Annotated in this window: 18 protein-coding genes; 11 read left to right on the forward strand and 7 right to left on the reverse strand. The window is 39.2% G+C overall.

Annotated elements, in window-relative coordinates; translation table 11 throughout:
• From ACT3RM_RS11185 to ACT3RM_RS11220, 8 genes are all read left to right on the forward strand, one after another.
• On the forward strand, window positions 1-3774 hold a 3774-nt coding region (locus ACT3RM_RS11185; RefSeq protein ID WP_441996599.1), incomplete at its 5' end, for a cellulose synthase subunit BcsC-related outer membrane protein.
• Between the two features lie 293 nt (window positions 3775-4067).
• Window positions 4068-5564, forward strand: coding sequence for a peptide MFS transporter (locus ACT3RM_RS11190; RefSeq protein ID WP_441835603.1), 1497 nt, complete (start codon window positions 4068-4070; stop codon window positions 5562-5564).
• 269 nt (window positions 5565-5833) lie between these two features.
• A complete protein-coding gene (locus ACT3RM_RS11195) occupies window positions 5834-6724 on the forward strand; it encodes a hypothetical protein (RefSeq protein WP_441835604.1) in 891 nt (296 codons plus the stop codon).
• Window positions 6725-6771: 47 nt separating this feature from the next.
• Complete coding sequence (locus ACT3RM_RS11200) at window positions 6772-8571, forward strand: hypothetical protein (RefSeq protein WP_441995043.1); 1800 nt, start codon at window positions 6772-6774, stop codon at window positions 8569-8571.
• Between the two features lie 297 nt (window positions 8572-8868).
• Window positions 8869-9915 (forward strand): 4-hydroxyphenylpyruvate dioxygenase, encoded by a 1047-nt coding sequence (gene hppD, locus ACT3RM_RS11205; protein WP_441995042.1) that lies wholly within the window; start codon window positions 8869-8871, stop codon window positions 9913-9915.
• Between the two features lie 143 nt (window positions 9916-10058).
• Entirely contained in the window at window positions 10059-11372 is a 1314-nt protein-coding gene (gene fahA, locus ACT3RM_RS11210; protein WP_441995040.1) for a fumarylacetoacetase, read from the forward strand.
• 142 nt (window positions 11373-11514) lie between these two features.
• A complete protein-coding gene (locus ACT3RM_RS11215) occupies window positions 11515-12663 on the forward strand; it encodes a M23 family metallopeptidase (RefSeq protein WP_441995039.1) in 1149 nt (382 codons plus the stop codon).
• The gene (locus ACT3RM_RS11220; protein WP_441995038.1) at window positions 12653-13144 is read left to right on the forward strand and encodes a bactofilin family protein; all 492 of its coding nucleotides are present in this window, start codon (window positions 12653-12655) and stop codon (window positions 13142-13144) included. The genes ACT3RM_RS11215 and ACT3RM_RS11220 overlap by 11 nt, the downstream gene beginning before the upstream one ends.
• Window positions 13145-13176: 32 nt before the next feature.
• Here the strand turns inward: ACT3RM_RS11220 and ACT3RM_RS11225 are convergent, their stop codons facing one another.
• Window positions 13177-13659 carry a hotdog fold domain-containing protein gene (locus tag ACT3RM_RS11225; protein WP_441995037.1) on the reverse strand — a complete coding sequence of 161 codons (483 nt, stop codon included), beginning with the start codon at window positions 13657-13659 and terminating at the stop codon, window positions 13177-13179.
• 187 nt (window positions 13660-13846) lie between these two features.
• Between ACT3RM_RS11225 and ACT3RM_RS11230 the strand changes: the two genes are divergently transcribed.
• From ACT3RM_RS11230 to ACT3RM_RS11240, 3 genes are read left to right on the forward strand one after another with little or no spacing between them, the layout of a single operon-like run.
• Window positions 13847-15034, forward strand: a complete 1188-nt coding sequence (locus ACT3RM_RS11230; RefSeq protein ID WP_441995035.1) for a multidrug effflux MFS transporter — start codon at window positions 13847-13849, stop codon at window positions 15032-15034.
• Window positions 15035-15048: 14 nt separating this feature from the next.
• Window positions 15049-15684 carry a LysE family translocator gene (locus tag ACT3RM_RS11235; RefSeq protein ID WP_441995034.1) on the forward strand — a complete coding sequence of 212 codons (636 nt, stop codon included), beginning with the start codon at window positions 15049-15051 and terminating at the stop codon, window positions 15682-15684.
• Window positions 15685-15700: 16 nt separating this feature from the next.
• Window positions 15701-16165: a methylglyoxal synthase gene (locus ACT3RM_RS11240; RefSeq protein WP_441995032.1), complete on the forward strand. Its 465-nt coding sequence runs from the start codon at window positions 15701-15703 to the stop codon at window positions 16163-16165.
• A gap of 5 nt (window positions 16166-16170) precedes the next feature.
• Here the strand turns inward: ACT3RM_RS11240 and yegD are convergent, their stop codons facing one another.
• The 6 genes from yegD to ACT3RM_RS11270 form a co-directional block, all read right to left on the reverse strand.
• A complete protein-coding gene (gene yegD, locus ACT3RM_RS11245) occupies window positions 16171-17538 on the reverse strand; it encodes a molecular chaperone (protein WP_441995889.1) in 1368 nt (455 codons plus the stop codon).
• Between the two features lie 67 nt (window positions 17539-17605).
• Window positions 17606-18460: a DNA ligase gene (locus ACT3RM_RS11250; RefSeq protein WP_441834849.1), complete on the reverse strand. Its 855-nt coding sequence runs from the start codon at window positions 18458-18460 to the stop codon at window positions 17606-17608.
• Window positions 18461-18498: 38 nt separating this feature from the next.
• The gene (locus ACT3RM_RS11255; protein WP_441834848.1) at window positions 18499-19155 is read right to left on the reverse strand and encodes an HAD family hydrolase; all 657 of its coding nucleotides are present in this window, start codon (window positions 19153-19155) and stop codon (window positions 18499-18501) included.
• Between the two features lie 65 nt (window positions 19156-19220).
• The gene (locus ACT3RM_RS11260) at window positions 19221-19520 is read right to left on the reverse strand and encodes a hypothetical protein (protein ID WP_441834847.1); all 300 of its coding nucleotides are present in this window, start codon (window positions 19518-19520) and stop codon (window positions 19221-19223) included.
• Between the two features lie 167 nt (window positions 19521-19687).
• Window positions 19688-20218, reverse strand: a complete 531-nt coding sequence (locus ACT3RM_RS11265; RefSeq protein WP_441834846.1) for a hypothetical protein — start codon at window positions 20216-20218, stop codon at window positions 19688-19690.
• A gap of 149 nt (window positions 20219-20367) precedes the next feature.
• Entirely contained in the window at window positions 20368-20727 is a 360-nt protein-coding gene (locus ACT3RM_RS11270) for a hypothetical protein (protein WP_441834845.1), read from the reverse strand.
• Between the last annotated feature and the right edge of the window lie 152 nt (window positions 20728-20879).

Consider the following 20879-nt stretch of genomic DNA (forward strand, 5'->3'; position numbering starts at 1 on the left):
GGCTCTCAAACATCTACGGACCTCGATACAGACTCCATAGAGTGGCTAGTTAGCCAAATTGAACTCGGTGAAATTCAGCAGAATCAATTACTGATGACTAATAGCCTTGATAAGCTGTTAAGCATAGCACCTAATAATATTCTTGCTAAATGTGCCCAAGCTCGAGTATTGATTGTACAAAATAAACTGAATCAAGCACAAACTATAATCAATCAATTTAGTGCTTTTGATAGTAAACAAACATGTGTGAAACAATTAAAGTTACTAGCTCGAGTAAACACCTCTGATAAACAACAAATTCAACAAGCTCGCTTGCTTGCACGTGCGGGCCGCTACCCTGCAGCAATACAAATTTATGGTAAATTATTTTCCAGTGCTTACCCTAGCATTGAGTATAAATTTGAACATATCAACTGGATTGCCAGTGATTCAAGTAATTGGCAACAAGCATATAGAGGCTATCAATCTTTACGTGCTCGCTTCCCTAACGTAGGCCGCTTTGATATAGCCTATGCCCGACATGTTTTAAAGAAAAAACCTCAAGATAAAGACGCATTAGCAATTTATCGCCATTATGCGCAAAGTAATCAATACAGTGTGGAAACTGAATTTGCTTGGTTAGCAGCGCTCAACAATATGCCCATTAATCAACAAACAGACAAAGCATATCAAGAGTATTTAAATAGTTACCCGAATAGTAGTAAAGGGAAATTACAATATACAGACTTTCAAAAAGCATTAAAGCAGGAGCTAATAAAACAAGCAGATCCCGCTTATAAACTATGGAAAAGAGGCGCTGTTGCGCTTGAAAAAAAGCAATATAGCAAGGCTGAAAGACTGTTACTACAAGCCTATAAAGGACGCCCTAACGATCATGATGTGTTAAACAGCCTAGGTTTTTTGTATTTAAGACAAGGTATAAATGCAAAAGCATATACTTATTTTAAAAAGGCTCAACGCAGTACTGATAATATAGATTTAGTTTCTGTCTATCGAGGTTTGGCTAATACAGCTAAATTTTGGCAATATATTGATGAAACAAAAAAGGCAATAGCCGCTAAAAATTTTAAAAAAGCGATACAAAAAATCGATCTTGCTGATACCCTCTCTGAAAGCCCAGAAACCGTATACTACTATCGAGGAGAACTTTCGCGTACGCAAGGAAAATTCAAGCAAGCAATAGATTATTACAATAAAGTACTCCAAAGCGATCCAACTAACGCATCAGCACTGAGTGCGATATTAGAGGTTTTGAGTATAGATAATAACTTTGAGCGTACAAACCAATTTTATTATCAATTAACTCAAGCACAACAAATAGCGATTGCGCAGCAATACTCTCAGTTACAAAGTCGACAACTGCGGCTACGTGCAACAAATTTGGCCGAACAAGGTCAACTTGATGAAGCAGTAAATTTATTACTATTAGCGATTAAGCAAACCCCAAGGCAAAGTTGGTTGTATTACGATTTAGCTAATTTATATCAACAACAAGGTTTATTAGATCACGCTAAAGCACTTTATAAAAAAACATTATGGCAATTCCCTCTTGATGCAGAGCTAAGATATAGCCATGCAGTTTTTCTGCGCTCTATTAATGACTATCAAGGTGCTTTAGAAACACTTACTTATATTCCCAACAATGCGCGTGATGAAAATATTGTTCAGCTAATGCAGCAGCTCAATATCAATGCAAAAATGAATGAACTTGCTAGTAATATGACGGATAATAAAGCGACTATAATTTATAATTTAACTGAACTTGGTGCGCAACCGTTAACGCCTCTAATGCAAGCTGAGCTCGCTACACTTTGGAAGCAAATCAATGAATATAATGAGGCAACTAAACAGTTAAAAATAGCTCTGGAGCGAGACCCTACTTTAAATACATACTGGCATATGACCTATGGGCAGTGGCTTTTAGAAGGTAATAATGAGCAACAAGCTAAGCAATGGCTTACTAACTATCAACTGCCTCAACCTGCAACTGAAGAACAACAAACTAACTGGATTATTTTACAGGCTGATTATATAAATAAGTTTAACCAAGGCGAAGATCGCCTTGAGCTATTAAATCAACTTACGCAGTCCTACCCTAATAATTCTGCAGCATACGATGCCTTGATCAACGCCAATATCCAGTTGGGCTCCCCAAATAAAGCCGTTGAATTATACAAAAACCAACAGTTTCAGCAAGGCACACCCTTGGCTCAAGAAACAGAGCTTGCTGTGGCAAAAGTGAGTCGTGAATTAGGTGAAGATGCTTTATCCGATCGAATCATCGCTGCGTTAATAAATGACATTGATAAAGAACAAACTTATCAACAACAATTGTTAATGACTGAACTTAATGATTTTCAAGATGAAACGAATGTAATGCGCCTTGCAAATGACTTGCTTGTAAAATCAAACTATAGCCAACAGATGTATTACCAAGCAGCGCAAGTTGCACAAAGTCATGGACAAGCTGACTTTGCCGAGAGTTGGTATAAAGAAGCAATTGAGCCGCACAGTAGTATTAAGTCGAAAAACAACCCATCTCTAAATTACCAACTTTACAGTTTAGATGAAAGCGCCCCATGGTATGTCAATAATGCCAAACGTGAGCTCGCGCGAATGCAGCAACAAAACCAAGCCTATATCACCGCAGGTATTAATTTAAGTAGTCAAACAAGTACACAAAGTGATGCTACCTTAGGTGCAAGCTCTTTCCCTATAGAAGCAGGTTTTTCGTTATGGGACGGCATGGCTATTATTAAGCTCGATCCAATGTCGGTATCAAGTCAAGAAACCCGCTTTGACGAAACATTTTCAGGCAGTCGTTATGGCAAAGGTGCATTGTGTATTTTAGATTGCCCACTGAACAGCATCGAACCAAAACAACAAGGTCTGGATATTGGTTTAGCATGGCAAAATGAGACTTGGCGATTTGACATAGGAACGACTCCACTTGGTTTTTTAGTTGAAGATGTTGTTTGGGGTGTTGATTATAATGACAGTTTTGGTGACTTCGGCTATAGCGTAACATTGAATAAACGCCCCGTAACTAGCTCCGTATTATCGTATGCAGGCCTAGAAGATGTACGTACCAATCAAATATGGGGCGGTGTAAGAGCAACCAGTTTACGCTTTAACCTGTCTCATGACTTAGGTCTCGACTGGGGCTTTTGGGGATCTACTGATTTTCAACTATTACAAGGTAAAAACGTTAAAGACAACCAGCGCTATAGCATCATGGGTGGAGTATATAATCGCTACATTCGCGAAAAAAATACCGAGTTAACTCTGGGCGTTAATTTATTACATTGGTCTTATCAATACAATTTAAGTGAAGAAACCTTTGGCCATGGGGGTTACTATAGCCCACAGAATTATATAGGCGCTTCCCTACCGGTTATCTTTGACCGACGCGTAAATAACGACTTTATATATCGATTACGAGCCGGGTTATCATGGTCAACGACCACCAATGATGAGAGCGATTTTTTCCCCAATGACCCTCTATTACAAAACCAAGCTGAAGCACGGGAATCGCTAACGGGTGTTAACCCTAAATTTGAAGGTAGTTCAAGCTCAGGAGTATCTTACAACCTTGGGGGGAGCTTTGAATATCGCTTTACTCCACACTGGTTTTTCGGTGGTTTCTTTAACTTAGACCGGGCTGATTTTTACGAGCCAAACTATGCACAATTATACTTTAGGTATTATTTCAATCCGGTGTATAGCGAAATGGCCTTTCCAGGAACTCCTGTAGTACCTTACGCAGATTATTAATATATGCTAAACACCTCAATAATACTTTTATAATGAGGTGTTTGGCTATACCCACTATTTCTACCAACTGTCGCAAGCACTTCCCCTAACCATAAGGTCTATGTATACTTAGCCGCAGTTGTAGCTAGGATAAAGGTGTGACTCTTACCACTAAGTAACACCTTAGTAAGCAAACCATTATCTTAGCTGCATAAAAAACATTCATGGCCGCCCGTTCAGTTAGTGCATTACTTACACGAACAATAAAAGCAAAAATAAAAGGCCGCAATAACAATATAAGTTAGGAAGTAAATATGAGTTCATCTTCAAATGGGGGGTTTTTCGGCCACCCAAAAGGACTTTCAACACTGTTCTTCACTGAGATGTGGGAACGAATGAGTTACTATGGTATGCGAGCATTGTTGGTGTTATTTATGACCGCAAGCTTACAAAAAGAAGGTTTAGCATTTACTGTTGCCTCTGCTTCTGCAATATATGGTTTATACACTGGTGCTGTATACTTCTTAGGCTTGCCAGGGGGTTGGCTTGCTGACCGCGTATTTGGCGGTCAAAAAGCGGTATGGTACGGCGGTGTCATTATCATGATTGGTCACATTATTTTAGCCATACCACATGAGTATTCATTTTTTATCGGATTGATTTTTGTAGCCTCCGGTACGGGTTTATTAAAACCAAATATCAGCGCGATGGTTGGTCAGCTATATTCTAGTGAAGACGACCGCCGTGATAGTGGTTTTGCCATTTACTACATGGGCATTAACTTAGGTTCGATTATTGGTTACTACGTATGTGGCTACTTTATGGAAAATGTAGGCTGGCACTGGGCGTTTGGTGCAGCAGCGGTAGGTATGGGGATTGGTTTAATTCAATATCACTTCACCACAAAGCATTTACCTACTCATAGCTCAGCTCCCGCGAATCCATTAAGTGAGCGAGGCATGACTCGTACTTGGTTTGCCATCGCAGCTTTTATAATTATTGTCGCATCGATTGTAGCTGCCGCTATGACAGGCGCTTTAGTTATTGATCCAGTAGAAGTTGCTGGCTACGTTGCCATTGTATTCACACTTATCTTCTTTGCTTACTTTGGTATTATCTATTTTAAGGGAAATCTAACTGAAGCTGAAAAACGCCGTATGTGGGCACTCTTCTTAGTGTGTGTTGCTTCAGCATGTTTCTGGTCTGGTTTTGAGCAAGCAGGCTCGTCACTTAATTTATTTGCTCGTGATTATACTGATCGTTTAGTTGGCTCCTTTGAAATCCCTACTGCGTGGTTCCAATCACTAAACGCAATTTTTATTATTGTACTTTCGCCATTTTTTGCAGCCCTTTGGATCAACTTATCAAAAAGCATGATTTCGCCTTCTTATAGTGTGAAGTGTGCATTTGGGTTGATCATCATGGCATCAGGCTTCTTAGTAATGTTTATGGCGGCTCAATATGCTGCTGAAGGCTTAAAAGTAGCACCTTACTGGTTAGTTACTACCTACTTCCTACATACTGTGGGTGAGCTTTGTTTAAGCCCTATAGCATTAAGCGCTGTGAGCCGTTTATCTCCGCAACGCTTCTCAGGTCAGATGATGGGTGTCTTTGTATTAACCTACTCTATCGGTAATATTATTGCAGGTTTACTAGCAGGTGGCTTTGATCCTAAAAACATGCAAGACATTCCTTACCTTTACCTACAAATTGCGCTATTTAGTATTGGCGTAGGTATTGTACTAGTGCTAATGAGTTTTAAAGCTAAAATATGGGAAAAACAAGGTCTAACTGAAACAAGTACTCAATAGAACCTAGGTTTTATGAATTAGTATCAAAGTATTTTCTTATAAGGCAAGATAGCAATATCTTGCCTTATCACTTTCAAGCACATCATTTAAACTTTCTCACCTTTAGTAACTAAAAATAATCCTTACGACAAATAAGTAAAATACTCTGCAGTAATATAAAAACCAGCCTATTTAATGCATATTCAAAGCATTCATGAGTGATTTTTTCTACAAGCTTGTTTCTAAAACTGATATAATTAAGCTACTCAACTAAGTGGTAGTACAGGTATATGTCTTTTTCTTCATTAATTAAATTCCCTATTTTTATAACAGCTTTAGCTCTACTAAGTAGTTGTGGCGGTGACAATACGAAAAAAGATATTAACTTTGAGGTTGAAGAAACAGGCTTAGTGATTTCTGCAAATAATGGCTTAGTTGAAAGTTTTGATAACAATTTAGTTCAGTTAAACGCCCCCGCTAATTCCGTTACAACTGACACTAGCTTTATTTTTAGTAAAGCCGAGTTAGATACTCCTAATAAAGAGCTTAATATTGTTTCCCCTCTTTATACATTTAGTCCCCAAGATCTAGTATTCAAAAAGCCTGTTACCATTAAAATTGATGTTACAAGTACTGAACCACAGCAGCTTTTAACTATAGTGCAATTAATTGATGGTCTCTGGCAGCCTTTAACCACTATAACCAGTGGCTCAAACAGCGTCAGTGCATCAATGACTAACTTTGGTACTTTCGCTGTTCAAACAAGAACGGAACCTACAATAACAACAAATATAGGTCCTACCTGTACAGCTAATCAGTCAAGTCAAACTCTACGCTTTATCCACGTTGCTGATTTACACGCCCGCTTTGGCTTCAAAGAAAAGTACTTTAGCCACATTAAAGGCTATTATAACAACGCAATAGCAGAGCAACCTTACACCGTATTTACAAATGGTGGCGACGATTATGAAAAAGGCACCGTTGCGGAACAAACCTCTATGGGAAAAGCCACCGTTGAAGCAATAAAAGCGATGGAGTTTGATGTTAGAGTTATTGGCAATCATGATTATGCTTGGGGACCGGAACAGCTGGTTGAGTACGCTAATGACGACCACGCTATCGTATTAGCAAGTAATACCAGTTATGAAGGGTCTCCACAGAGCAAGACTTTGATGGAGTAGATTTCTCAATTGTTCAAATAGGCTGCCTTAAAGTAGGCTTTTTTGGCATGACCTCTGTACCATGGAACGAACTTGATGAACCCCTGGAAGACGATCCAATCCCAGACTTTATCCGTAACTTTAAAATGAACTGGCAATGGCAAGATATTGCAGAAAATATTGTGAATCAATACCGCCAAGATGTCGATTATATGATTATGCTTAGTCACCTTGGTGAAGGTCATGATATTCGCATCGCAGAGAATGTGCCAGGCATTGATCTTGTGCTTGGCGGACACACTCATGGCGGTGAAAATTATCAACAACTTGAAAACGGCAGTATTGTTATACAACCTAACTTCTTTGCTCAAGGGCTGACTGATTTAACACTTACTTTTGATTCAGGCACAAAAATACTTACGAATATTGATTACGAAACTGTAGCAACATCTGCCATCTCACCTACAGATGAGCAACTGCAGAATGAAATAGATTCAATAATGGGTAAATATGCACCGGATGCAAATACTGAAATAGCAATTTCAGAAAACTACCCTACAGCAGAACAAGTCATGGAAATTACAGCGTTAAGCACAAAATACCAATACAAAGTGGATGCTGTATTATTTGATTCAGCTCAAGTACAAACTCGCTGGACGCCAGGCACACTAACACAAGAAGATTTTCATAATGCATTCCAAGTGGAAAGACAGCCTTCTAACACGCCTGGTTTTAGCGCAATCTATCAGGTAACAGTGTCAGGTTCACAATTAAAATCCATTGTCGCTAGTAAACCTGACTGGATATCTCTTCTCCCTGAATCTATCAATGATGGCGATAATTACACCTTGGCTTTACAAAAAGGTCCCGCATTCAATGGTAAGCAATTTTTTAGCAATATCAGTTTTTCTGAGCCTGTTTTATTAGCTGAAACCTGGGAATTGCTTGATAAATATGCCCGCTATCGCACCAGCCAATGTTTACATATCGATACGGATAAAAAACTTTATGCTTGTCAAAGCCTAGATAATGTAACCGTTTGGAACTTTAACGATGCAAGCGATCCATTCCAAGCGGATTATGGCCCTTCAACACTTAACTACTATGATCCAAACAGTACAAATTGGGGTCCAGAGGAAAGTATATTTGATACCACTACCTCACTAGAGATAGACGACTTTATTGATGGGCCATCAGGCGTTCTTGCTTTTACTGATCACTCACCTGATGAGGGATTCCAGATCACTTTAAACACTCCTGCTAATGGTGACTTTATAGATAAAGATTTAGTGTCAGACTACACCCTAGTGATGGATATTTACTGGCCATATGCCACCAAAGATATCTATCGAGCTGTCGTTCAAACAAGCATCGACAATACTCCTGACGACGATGCTGACATTTTTATTAATCCTGTTGGCGGATACGGTAAATCAACAAGTGAAAGTGGCTATTTTGGGGCTACTCAATCAGATGCTTGGCATCGTGTAGCCCTTGTATTCTATACAGCACCAAACGACGGTGTATTTGAGGTGTATATAGACGGAGAGTTGGCAGGTGTAAAAACTGAGGGAGAAATTAACCGCCGTTGGGCACTCAATAAAGCCGTATTACTATTAACTGATGATAATTATGAAACAGAACCTGGGTATTTAAATGCACTGCTGTATGCTGGTCGCAGTTTGACTCGAGATGAAATAAAAACAATGGGAGGCCCACAACAATTACTTCAATTTCAGCCCAGCACACGTACCTTAAATAAAAAAGTAGAGCGTCATTATCAAAATGCGCCCACCATCAGGCCTAACCTTTGGCTTGAGCAACGAAGTAAATTCTTTAACAATCGCAGTGAAAATGTAAAGAATTAATTACGCATAAAAATAAAATATAGGGATATTACTCCCTATTTTATCACTACACCTTCTTTTTAAAGTGCAATAAAATCAATAGCAAAAACACAAATTCATGTAACACAACTCGCAGGGATTTATGTGTTTATGTCAAAACCTAACCTGTGAACTATTTCCTTTGAACGACCCGTCACATTTAATTTACAAAGGGCCTATTAGCTAAATAATTTCTCTGTCTTCCCCTTAATCAATTAATAGTTAATCATCTGTAAATTGATACAACAAAACGCAGTGTTTGATTGCGGGAGAATTATTATGAGTGAAGTGAATAACCCTTTAGGTTTAGTTGGTATTGAGTTTACTGAATACGCAACACCAGACGCTGACTACATGGATAAAGTATTTACCGATTTTGGTTTTTCTAAGTTAAAAACATTTAAAGGTAAAGATATCGTTTATTACAATCAGAACGATATTCACTTTTTACTTAATAATGAACGTGATGGTTTTTCTGCTGAATTTGCAAAAAGCCATGGGCCTGCTATTTGTTCAATGGGCTGGCGTGTTGAGAATGCACAAAAAGCATTTGAAACAGCAGTAAAGCGTGGTGCAAAGCCTGCTACTGGTTCGGAAAATAAAGATTTACCCTATCCAGCAATCTATGGCATCGGCGATAGTTTAATTTACTTTATTGAACAGTTTGGCAGTAAGGGGTCAATCTACGACAATGACTTTGAAGACTTAAGCGAACAAAATGTAGTTGATAGTAAAGGTTTCCTGCGCATCGATCACTTAACTAACAATGTTTATAAAGGCACTATGGACACATGGGCGAACTTTTATAAAGACGTGTTTGGTTTTACAGAAGTACGTTACTTTGACATTAAAGGTCAAAAAACGGCTTTATTATCATATGCATTAAAATCACCATGTGGCACCTTCTCCATTCCTATTAACGAAGGTAAAGGTAGCGATAATAACCAAATAGATGAATACCTAGGTGAGTATAATGGCCCGGGAGTTCAACATTTAGCATTTTTAACTGATGACTTAGTAAGCTCACTAGATAAACTTGATAAATCAACTATCGCGACCCTTGATATTATCCCTGAGTATTACGAAACAATTTTTGATCGTGTACCTTGGGTTGCTGAAGATAAAGAAAAAATCCGTGAGCACCAAATATTAGTCGATAGTCAAAGCGAAAACTGCTATTTACTACAAATTTTCTCAAAGAACTTATTTGGCCCAATTTTTATCGAAATGATTCAACGTGTTGATGATGGTGGATTTGGTGAAGGTAACTTTCAAGCACTGTTTGAATCAATTGAACGTGATCAAGAGCGTCGCGGCGTTTTATAAAACCGATATTACAAAACGAAAGCAGCGAAGCGTTCGCTGCTTTCGTTGTTTATCTCAATTAAGTTAAAGAGACATGTTTTAAATTACGCTATAGAGCACTATATGAGGTGTATGCGTAGTCTTACAAAAGAAAAGGAAATAAAATGAGCTTAATTAATGAAACCCATGATATTAATTTAAAAAGTTGGGTAACATCTGCCAATGTTGCTAACTGCGACTTCCCTATTCAAAATTTACCTTTTGCAGAAGTTCGTCGTAAAAACAGTAGTGAAGCATTTCGTGGCGCCGTTGCTATTGGTGATCAAGTTATCGATCTTACAAAAGTAAATGAGCTAGCTATTTTTTCAGGCGATGCGCAAACAGCTATCGTTGCAGCAAGTCAAACCACTTTAAATGAATTTATGGCCCTTGGTCAGCAATACTGGTCAGCACTTCGTTTAGCTCTTTCGAAAGCGTTACGTGAAGATGCTGCTGAGCAAGCAACACTTTCTGATGCACTTATCGCCCAAACTGACATTGAATTTGCGTTACCGTGTCGTATTGGCGACTACACTGATTTTTATACATCAATTTACCACGCAACCGCTGTGGGTAGCTTGTTCCGCCCAGATAACCCTTTACTGCCTAATTATAAATGGGTGCCTATTGGTTATCATGGTCGTTCATCATCAATTGATGTATCAGGCCAAGCTTTCCATCGCCCTAAAGGCCAAACTAAAGCACCAGACGCTGACGTTCCTTCATTTGGTCCATGTAAACGCTTAGATTACGAGCTAGAATTAGGTATTTACCTTGGTAAAGCTAATGAGCTTGGTGATGCGATTGCAATTGAAAATGCTGAGAACCACGTGTTTGGTTTTTGCGTATTTAACGACTGGTCAGCACGCGACTTACAAGCGTGGGAATATCAGCCACTAGGTCCGTTCCTTGCTAAAAACTTTGCTTCTACTGTTTCTCCTTGGATTGTAACTACTGAAGCACTTGCACCATACAGGACTTCTTGGACGCGTGACGAAAACGATCCACAACCAATGGATTATTTAGAATCAACAGATAACCGCAAGCAAGGTGCTTTTGATATTAAGATGGATGTACAAATCGAAACGCAAAAAATGCGCGACGAAAGCCACGCTCCAGAGCAAGTATCAAAATCAAGCTTTAAGCACTCTTACTGGACCGTTGCGCAAATGGTTACTCATCATACGGTAAACGGTTGTAATTTCATGCCTGGTGATATGTTAGGGTCAGGCACACAATCAGGTCCTACTCACGAAGAAGCAGGTTCACTACTTGAACTTTCTCATGGTGGTAAAGAGCAAATTACCCTGAGCAATGGTGAAAAGCGCAGCTTTTTAGAAGATGGCGATAATGTCATTATGCGTGGTTGGTGTGAAGCGGATGGCTTTGTACGCATTGGCTTTGGCTCAGTAGCTGGTACTGTACTTCCAGCTAAGTAACTAAAATATTAGCATTTATTAAAGTTATTTATTGTAAGGAGGCAACTAACGCCTCCTTTTTTACGACTAGTTACATTTTTTTTCTGGCTTTTCTAGCTCAGGTTGCTATCTTAAACTGGTTTATAGTCAGTCTTTATGTGTTATGTCAGTATTTATTAAGTCTTTTTATCATCGGTTTTTTCCAGCTAGACAGCTGTTGATCCGCCAAAATGGCGAAGTAAAGCACCTAGTATTAGCACCTTGGTTACAGATAACGGCTGTGTTGATTGTTTTTTCTGCAATTGTATGGCTAAGCGTGTCTACTTTACAGGTTTATACGCAAACACATCACATTTCTGATATAGAACAAAGTCAACATTCTAAACAGCAACAATGGCAACAACAACGTAAAGCCCAACAAGCCCTCTATGAGAAACAACTAGAACAACTATCTGCGCTTGAACAAAAGCAAGCCTTGTTACAAAGCATGATTGACTCCCTGCCAGCTTCAATGAGCACCACCGACGCTGTAACTGATCCTGATGAGGTCATTAAAGAAAAGCAAAGCGAGTTTCATGAACCTTTAATTGATAAAAGCCCTACTAATACTCAAGTACAATCAAAATCGCTAAGTGTTGAGCAGCGTTTTGCATCACTTAATAACCAATACCAGCAAAGCTTTCTCAACATCGAACAACAAATTGAGCGAAGACAGCAAGACATTGTAACCATGCTTAAGGGCGCTGGATTAGATACCGCCCTTGCCCAGCAATTAAATGGCGAAGCAACACCGGTTGCACAAGGTGGTCCACTTGATTTATTTGATGAATCAAAAATCCCTAGCAAGTTTATAGCTATTGCTGACAAACTATTGACCTTGAATAACCTTGAAAATTTACTAAACGAATTACCGCAAACACTGCCTGCGGCTGATTATTATATTTCAAGTAGTTTTGGTATACGTAAAGATCCCATGAATAAGCGTCATGCTTATCATAAAGGGGTTGATTTAGCCGGTCGGCATAAATCTAAAATTTTTGCTCCTGCATCAGGCACCGTATTACGTGCAGGTCGCAACGGCGGTTATGGTAACTTTATAGAGCTTAAACATAAAAATGGCTTTGTAACTCGTTTTGGCCACCTTAATAAAATAAATGTAAAAAAAGGCCAAGAAATTAATAAGAATGATGTTATTGGCTTAATGGGAAGTACGGGGAGAAGTACAGGTACTCACTTACATTATGAAGTATTACTTAACGACAAGCATGTCAATCCAGTAAAAATAACAAAGGCGCTTTCTCGTGTTCGGTAAAAAAAAACAACCTACCGCTAGCTCTGCTGGCAGTGCATTAAAAAAAACAAACCACGCTCCTTCTATCATTTCAGAAGGTATTAGGTTCACAGGCTCTTTAGTAAGCCTAGGTGAAGTACAATTAGATGGCCGTGTTGATGGTGATGTACGGACAAGCCATCTAATAATTGGTCACACAGGGGTTGTTGAGGGAAGTGTATGTGCCGATAGCGTGATAGTTAAAGGCAAAATCATTGGTTCGTTAAATGCCAGCAAAGTAATTATTGAAAGCTCAGCACAAGTTCATGGTGATGTTTATCAAGACTCGTTGAGTATTGAAGCAGGTGCCACTATAGAAGGTAATTTAAAACAACGTCATGAAGCTGAAACAATTGAGCTAATTGCTTCAAACGATGATAATAAATCAGAGCTTACCTCGGTGCTAGATGATGAAGATAACGACTTGTCATTTTTCAATAAACAAGCCGCTGAAAAAAAGTAACCTTTATTCGCTGAGTTTTTCTTAGTGCTTTTTCATCTTGGTTTTTTCTTCTCAGTAATGTACATAGTGATATCTGCGGTGAACACCAGTTCATCGCGAGTATTATAAAGTTTAACGGGTACAATTAAATCTTCTTTATCTTGCCACTGTCTTGGCATGTCTATCTCTGCAACCGCAGTAACATCTGTGTCTACTTTTGCTAAATATTGTACAGTCATGCCTTTTGGGATCCAACGATGGGTTTTAAACGGCACTGTGGAATCAACCAACACACCTGCGCACAACTCAGCTAAATTACACTGTGCAATCGCATGAATCGTTCCAATATGATTAAATATACTACGTCGCTTCTTAACCATTGCACTACAATAACCATCGCTAACATCTAAAATATAGGGTTTTATAGAAGCAAAGTAAGGGGCTTTAAAGCATACAGCTTTACTAAAAAGCCAATTCCCACATGGCCACTTGCGCATCTTAAGCCACGTTTTTAACACCGCTGATTTATCACTCATGCATTACTCTATTTAGCAAAATTGTTATAATTACAAATTAACACATCAGACCAGTTAGAAAAAGTTTAATTTAATATGGCTAAATATAATATTTTTCCTTTGTGATTAAAAATGACTACGTATGTACCCTATTAATACTTTCAATTTAATCTGCGGCGCCCTAAAATAGCAGTCCAAAGGAGAACTCATGCATACTCGCTCAATACCACCTAACCGCAGCTTACTCGTTATCTTAGTACTACTAGTTATTTTTTGCCCGCTGGGCATCGATATTTATTTGCCCGCCTTCCCTGCCATCGCAGAGCAACTTAAGGTTAGCGAACAGCAACTCCAACAGACAGTGGCAATATTTATGCTCACTGTTGGTTTAGGGCAGCTCATTGCTGGGCCATTAGCAGATAAGTTCGGCCGAAAGCCAGTGGCATTATTTGGTGTAAGCACTTACGGTATAGCAGCCGTACTGGCCTTTTATGCTCCAACTTTTAAGGTGTTAATGTTCGCAAGAGCCATACAAGGGCTTGGCGCATGCGCTACCTTCGTGATTGCATTTGCAATTGTCAGAGATAAGTATGGCAGTGAGCGCAGCGGCCAAATGATCACTTATCTAAATGGAATTGTTTGTTTTATTCCTGCGCTCGCCCCTATTTTAGGCGCTTGGCTCACTGTACAATTTGGTTGGCGGATTAACTTTTTATTTTTAGCCTTATTCGCATTAATTGGCTTACTTATTACGCTATTTTTATTTAAAGAAACTCGCCCTGAAAACACTTTATACCGAGGCCACATTCTTGATTTAAGACGCTTCATACCAATAATAAAAGACCCAATATTTTTGTTTAATAGCTGTATTTGCATGATTTCTATGTCGGCTATTTTAGCTTACGTAACGTTAGCACCAGGCTGGCTTATTACCGAGCTTGGCGGTACAGTCAGTGATTTCACCTTTTGGTTTACCATTAATGCTATTTTAAGTATTGTCGCCAGTTTCATCGCGCCGATGTATATTAGAAAACACAGCCAAACAGCCTTACGATTAGGGTTGAGTCTACTCGTGCTTGCAGGCGTAATACTTGTCCTTACCAGCCACATCAAAACAGCCCTAGCATTTATGTTGCCTATTTTACTTTCTGCACTGGGTTTTGCATTAACCATGGGCTCTGCAGCAGGTAAAGCGCTTTCAGGCTTCGCTCAACAAGCAGGGACGGCGTCCGCGTTACTTGGAGTAATGCAAATGAGTGGCGCGAGTATCTTAGTGGTAGTCACTCAATTTAGTGGGCTATCAACCCCACTCCTTATTGCGTTACACTTACTATTTTTACTGCCTCTTTGGGCTATACTACTGACTAAGCAGGCTCATAAATTTCACTCAACATAATGTGAATAATAACGATGATAAACCCTGAATTTTTGCTCTCTTTTTTAGCAGCTAGCTTTTTAATTGCGATAGCACCGGGGCCTTCAAACGCTTTTTTAATGGCGCAAACATTTGCAAATGGCCGCGCTGCGGGGTTGCAAAGTGCATTTGGTTTCGCTTTAGGTGGTGTCGTTCATACTTTTTTTGCTGTAGTTGGCTTAACCGCTATTTTAAAAGCCTCTGAAACAGCCTACACAATAGTACAGTATGCAGGTGCAACTTATCTTTGTTACTTAGGTGTAGTGATGATTACAAGCACGTTTATGAAATCTTTATGCAATAGCCCAGACAAGCCCCATATCACAACCAAGAAAAAGTCGAATGTGATGTTTCAAGCCATGGTGACTGAAGTATTAAACCCTAAAGTTGCACTGTTTTTTATTGCCTTTATACCGCAATTTGTTGATCCGAGCTTAACCACATCGACTACTTTTCAGCTGGCTTTTTTTGGTTTGCTGTATCCTATTTTTGCTTTTCCGATTGACTGCACATATATTTACTTTGGCGATAAAATTGCAAAGTATTTCCACTCGCATCCAAAAAGCCAAATTTATATCGACCAAATTACCGGTGTAGTGTTTATCGCACTCGCAATAAATCTTCTTATATAATGAAAATTGAGTCAATATGGAACAAAAACAACAATCACTCCCAGCTAAAAAAAATATTGCGCTTGTTGCCCACGACGGTAAAAAAGCAGCCTTGAAACTTTGGTGTGAAAAGCACCAACAAATCCTTAGCGAACATACTTTATATGGCACAGGTACAACGGGCCTTTTAATTGAACGAAGTACAGGTTTAGATGTAGTTAAACTATTAAGCGGTCCGATGGGCGGCGATCAGCAACTAGGCGCAAAAATTGCCGAACATGAAGTGCATATGTTGGTCTTTTTTTGGGATCCTCTAGCTTCTCAGCCACACGACCCTGATGTAAAAGCGTTATTACGCTTAGCTGCGGTGTGGAATATTCCTGTAGCGTGTAATGAAGTCAGTGCAGATATGCTCTTAAGCTCACCGATGATGGACGCAGAGCTTGACCGCAGCCTTCCAGATTACGAAAAATACTTAGCTACTCGCCAAATTACCTTATAAAAGCTTTAGCGATAAAGCATCTGTGCCCACTTTGTTAGCCCAGCAGTAACGCTACCAAAGTGGTCGCCATTGATCATCGGGATATTGCCTAAGTGTTCACTAAGCGCCGCTTTAACAAGCGGTGATTGTGCGCTGCCTCCTGTTAAATAAATAACATCAGGCGCGGTACCTGCATCTTTAATTGCTTGCTGCGCTAACTCTACAATTTGCTTAATACTACTATCTACAGCCAAGCCTAGTTCTGCCAGGGTTATATTTTTATCAAGAGCATCCGCTAAAAAACCTAAATTACAGTTAAACTCAGGTTGTGATGACAAGGCGATTTTTGCTGCTTCACCTTGCTGTACTAATTGATGCCCTTGCTTATTTTGCTGTAAATCAATTAGACGCTTAAATAGCTCAGGCTCACTAACATCTCTTAGTTGAGCGATAAGCTCGCGGGTATTCGCTTTACTATAAAATTGACTTTGTAAATTTACATCATTAATTTTACAAGCTTGCCAAAATGCTTGGTTTGGTAAAGGTAAACCTGATTTAAACTGGCTTCCTAAGCCCAATAGAGGCATTAAACCGTGGTAGCTTAAAGCAATGTCTAAGTCATTACCGCCAATACGCTTACCACTGTGTGCTAAAAAGTCATTATCTCGCTCGCTATTGTCTCGAAAGCTCGGCCCCATTTGCACAAATGAACAATCGCTGGTACCGCCACCAATATCAATCACTAAAACTTTCTTATCTATAGTTAAGTTGGTTTCATATTCAATACCTGCCGCTAATGGCTCATATAAAAAAGCCACCTCGGTAAAGCCTGCACGTTGTGCAGCACGCTCTAAAATATTCAATGCCTGCTGGTTAGACTCTTCTGCGCCCACTGCCTGAAAGTTAACTGGTCGCCCTATCACTGTATGGGTTAGGCTTTTTTGTAATGAGTTTTCCGCGCGTTGTTTAATATTTAAGATCATTGCAGTGGCGATATCTTCAAAAAAATTGATTTGTGCCTGCTTTAGTCCTACCGCGCCAAAAAAAGATTTTGGGGACTTAACAAAATACCCTTCGTCAGGAAATTGCGTATATTCTTCGATTGCTTCGCGCCCGACAAAAATAGCTTTATCGCCACTTTGAAAGTCTAGCTCTGATTTAATTCGCGTCATACTATTTAATAGTGGCTGGCGTGTTTGTAAAAATACAGCTTCGTGGTGAGTACCTTTTAGATGTTCAGTTACATAATCAACCACTAATGCAGAATGTGGTGTATATAAAGTAGACGGTAAAAAATGTTTACCTTGCTCAAGGGGGACAAGCTCTACTGTTTGCTGCGCATTCATTACACCCATTGCACAATTTGAACTACCATAATCAAAACCAACCAACATTTTGCCACCACTAGAACGCTAAAAGGCCGCGCAATTTAGCACGTTTGATGATTTTATTGAAACTTTATTACTGCTTGCGCACCCGTAAAAAACTAGCAAAGCGCGGCAAACCATTTTTAGTAAATCCATGATACCGGTAAGTAATAGTCGCACCGATTGCAGGAGGATTAGCTCGCTCATTATCACTGAATCCTGTGCCGATTGAAAACATGACTCCGCTATCCGTTTTAACTCTAAGAGCCCCCATCATACCGCTATATTTTCCTTTACCGGGCAAGTATGCCATAACGATTGCTTCGTCATCTAAATAAGGCTTTAACTTTAATAAAGCATTACTTCGACCATCTTTATGCTTTGCGCTTTTCAGGTGTAACATCACCCCCTCTGCGCCACCTTTAATCAACTCATCAAAGTACCGGTTAAGCTCACTATTATTAGCAAATTGATGTTGCATCACTGCTCTTATATGTTTTGCAGAGACCTCCTTAACTAAAGCATGGTAGTTATTGGCTCTTTTAATGAAAGGCTGAGTATCATTAGGCATATCGAAAATTTGATAAGTCACTTTCTGCCACTCTTTATCAATTGGTTGATGCTTAGAGACAATGCTACTGAGGGCTGAAAAATCTTGGCGCTTTGTCCAAAGTTCGCCATCTAACCAACGATTGGGTAATACTTGGGTAAACCATTTTGGCGCATATATTTTATTGCCATTTCGAGTTACAAGCTCCGCCCCCGTCCAAATAGCCCGAATACCGTCAAACTTTTCGCTAACTAAGTAATCACTAATTGCCTGTTCACTATCAGTTTGGTAAATATTTGCCAACTGTACTTGAGGATCAGGGCTTGCAAATACACCAAAACTTATTAGTGAAAGAACAAGCATAAAAAACGATAAATAAGACTGTGTAGATGTGTACATACCAGCATCCTTGCCAATTGATAAAATAAGTACTCTAATTATAGCTTAGTTTGCACCCACCGCCAGACAGCCTGAAGACTATCAAATCGTCCCATGGCTTTGGCAAAATCGTGGCTTACAGTATGTTGATTAGGTATAGCCATCACCGCTATTCCCGCATTGCTTGCTGATGTAACTCCTGTATGAGTGTCTTCAATAGCAATAGCCTCGCTTGGCTTTATACCGAGATGTGTTAAAGCGCGTAAATAAGGCTCGCCAGCTGGCTTTGGATTGGTTACATCGTCTTTAGTTATCACACAATCAAAATAATCATAAAAGCCGTAGCCTTTTAAAATAGGAAGTGCTTCATGGCGGGCACTGCCCGTCACTAATGCCATTTTTAAACCGCTCGCTTTAACTGCTTTTAATATCTCTTTGCTAAACGGCATTAATGGAGGGAGATTAGTTACAACGTATTTTTCAAAGTAATCATATTTGGCCTTTGCTAATTGCTCAGGCAGAATATCGAGTTGATATTCTGCAATAACATTCTCTGCCGCTATTAAAGTAGGTTGACCTGAAAACTGCTGGCAAAATGCGGCTTCTTCATAGCAAATATTGTACTTGGCAAGCACCTCGTTCCAACAGTTAAAGTGCAGACTCTCAGAATCAACTAAGGTACCGTCCATATCAAATAGTATTGCTTTTAACGTCATACTCATTCCTTTATATTTAGATAATAGACAAAAAAAAGGCGCTCGAAGCACCTTTAATTGATAACTTATTCAGTTAATCCCGCTGGCGGTTCCGCAGAAGCTTCCTCACCGGTTTCAACATCCACTAGCTCATAACCACGTTCTTTTCTAACAACTTTTAGTGCTGGCTTTTCAAAAGCGGTTTTTAAACGATCGCTATCAGCTAATAGTTCTTCAACCGTATTACCAAATGGCGCGGCACCGGTTTCAGACCAGTTAGTTACTTTACCATTGAGGTTATATTCTACTTCGTGAATTTGATATTGCGCAGCTTCATCTTTAGTTGCTTCACAATAAATTACTCGATAATTCCAAAATCCGGCCATTATTTATCTCTTCTGTATATAAATTAATTATCGCTACTTTAGCAGCAACGTTTATTAATATAAACGAAAAAACCGTTTTAAAAGCCGGTATTATGTGCACTAATTAACTAACTTTAAAAGAGGCAGTGAATTAATTAAGTTATTTAATTAAGTTATTTAATTAACCTTCATTTTAGAAAAGCTTCTTTAGGAATCGACATGCAATAATCCCAAATCAGTTGCTGAGCGACAATATTTTTACTGTTTTTTACTTTTAGATTCTCATAGCTTTCATAATACTTAGTGACAACATCAAGCTTTCTCATCTTTAGAGTCTTATCAACACTTAAAGATGATTTTTCATCATCCCATGGTTCCAAGACCGCGCTAGGAACCGGGATATAGCCGTCTAATTCATAGTGATAAGACAAATCAGCAGACAACTCGTCTATCAATTTCCCTTCCTTGAAGTGCTTCCTATGCATACTTGCAGCAACACTCCCCGCACTCACGGCAATTCCCATACAGCTAGATAGCTTCTCTTTCGACAGCCCATCAAGAGCCATAAGATTTCTAATGCTGGGCTGTACGGACCAGTGAAACTCACCTAAATAAGGGTTAACAACGGGTACATCAAAGTCTTCAGCGACAGCGTAGCCACCAATAAATATTGCTGACCCCATAAGACAAAAAGAACAAGCCTTAAATATTACATTCATTTTAAACCTCAATAAAACATTACATTATTACACAGTCAAAAAACGCCAGAACTTATATAGCTTTCAGTATCCTAGCTTGGGCGAAAATCAACCAAGCTTGCAGGAGTATTAAATCAAATAACGTTTTGTGAGCCTCGCAAGACTTGAACTCAAACTGTATAAAATACAGTAGAAACTTTTAATATGAAATTTTCTGGAACAATTTCATTAATCCCTAAAGAAACAGGCTGTAATGAGCTCGAGACGACATTACATTTCCCTAAAATAATAACGCAGAAATGTAAAAATGGACGACAAAATAAAGACTCAATAATTAAACTTGGGATTAAAGCAGAAACAGCCACAGGTAACTTCTGTGTTTTTTTTATACGTTTCCTTGCGGTGACATGAATAACTGCGGGCTGCTTATATTTTGCACCTAGCGCCTCGCCAGCGGCAGGAGAAAATGAAGTACCTACTATAAATAACAACGTTGTATTAATTAAGGTTGCTAACGCAGATATTTTCATGTCGTGCTTTAACCTTTTTAGTGCTCGCTTGTTAAACGGCTTCGGGGTTGCGTTTAATTCACTCGATGAGTTCGGGCAATTTTTTTTCGGCTTATAATAAGTGGTATGAGCCTATGTTATTGCGGGAATAAAATAAGCAAACTGAATTAAAA

Origin of the sequence: Pseudoalteromonas sp. AOP7-A1-14, assembly GCF_052376275.1 — a bacterium.
Classification (GTDB): domain Bacteria; phylum Pseudomonadota; class Gammaproteobacteria; order Enterobacterales; family Alteromonadaceae; genus Pseudoalteromonas.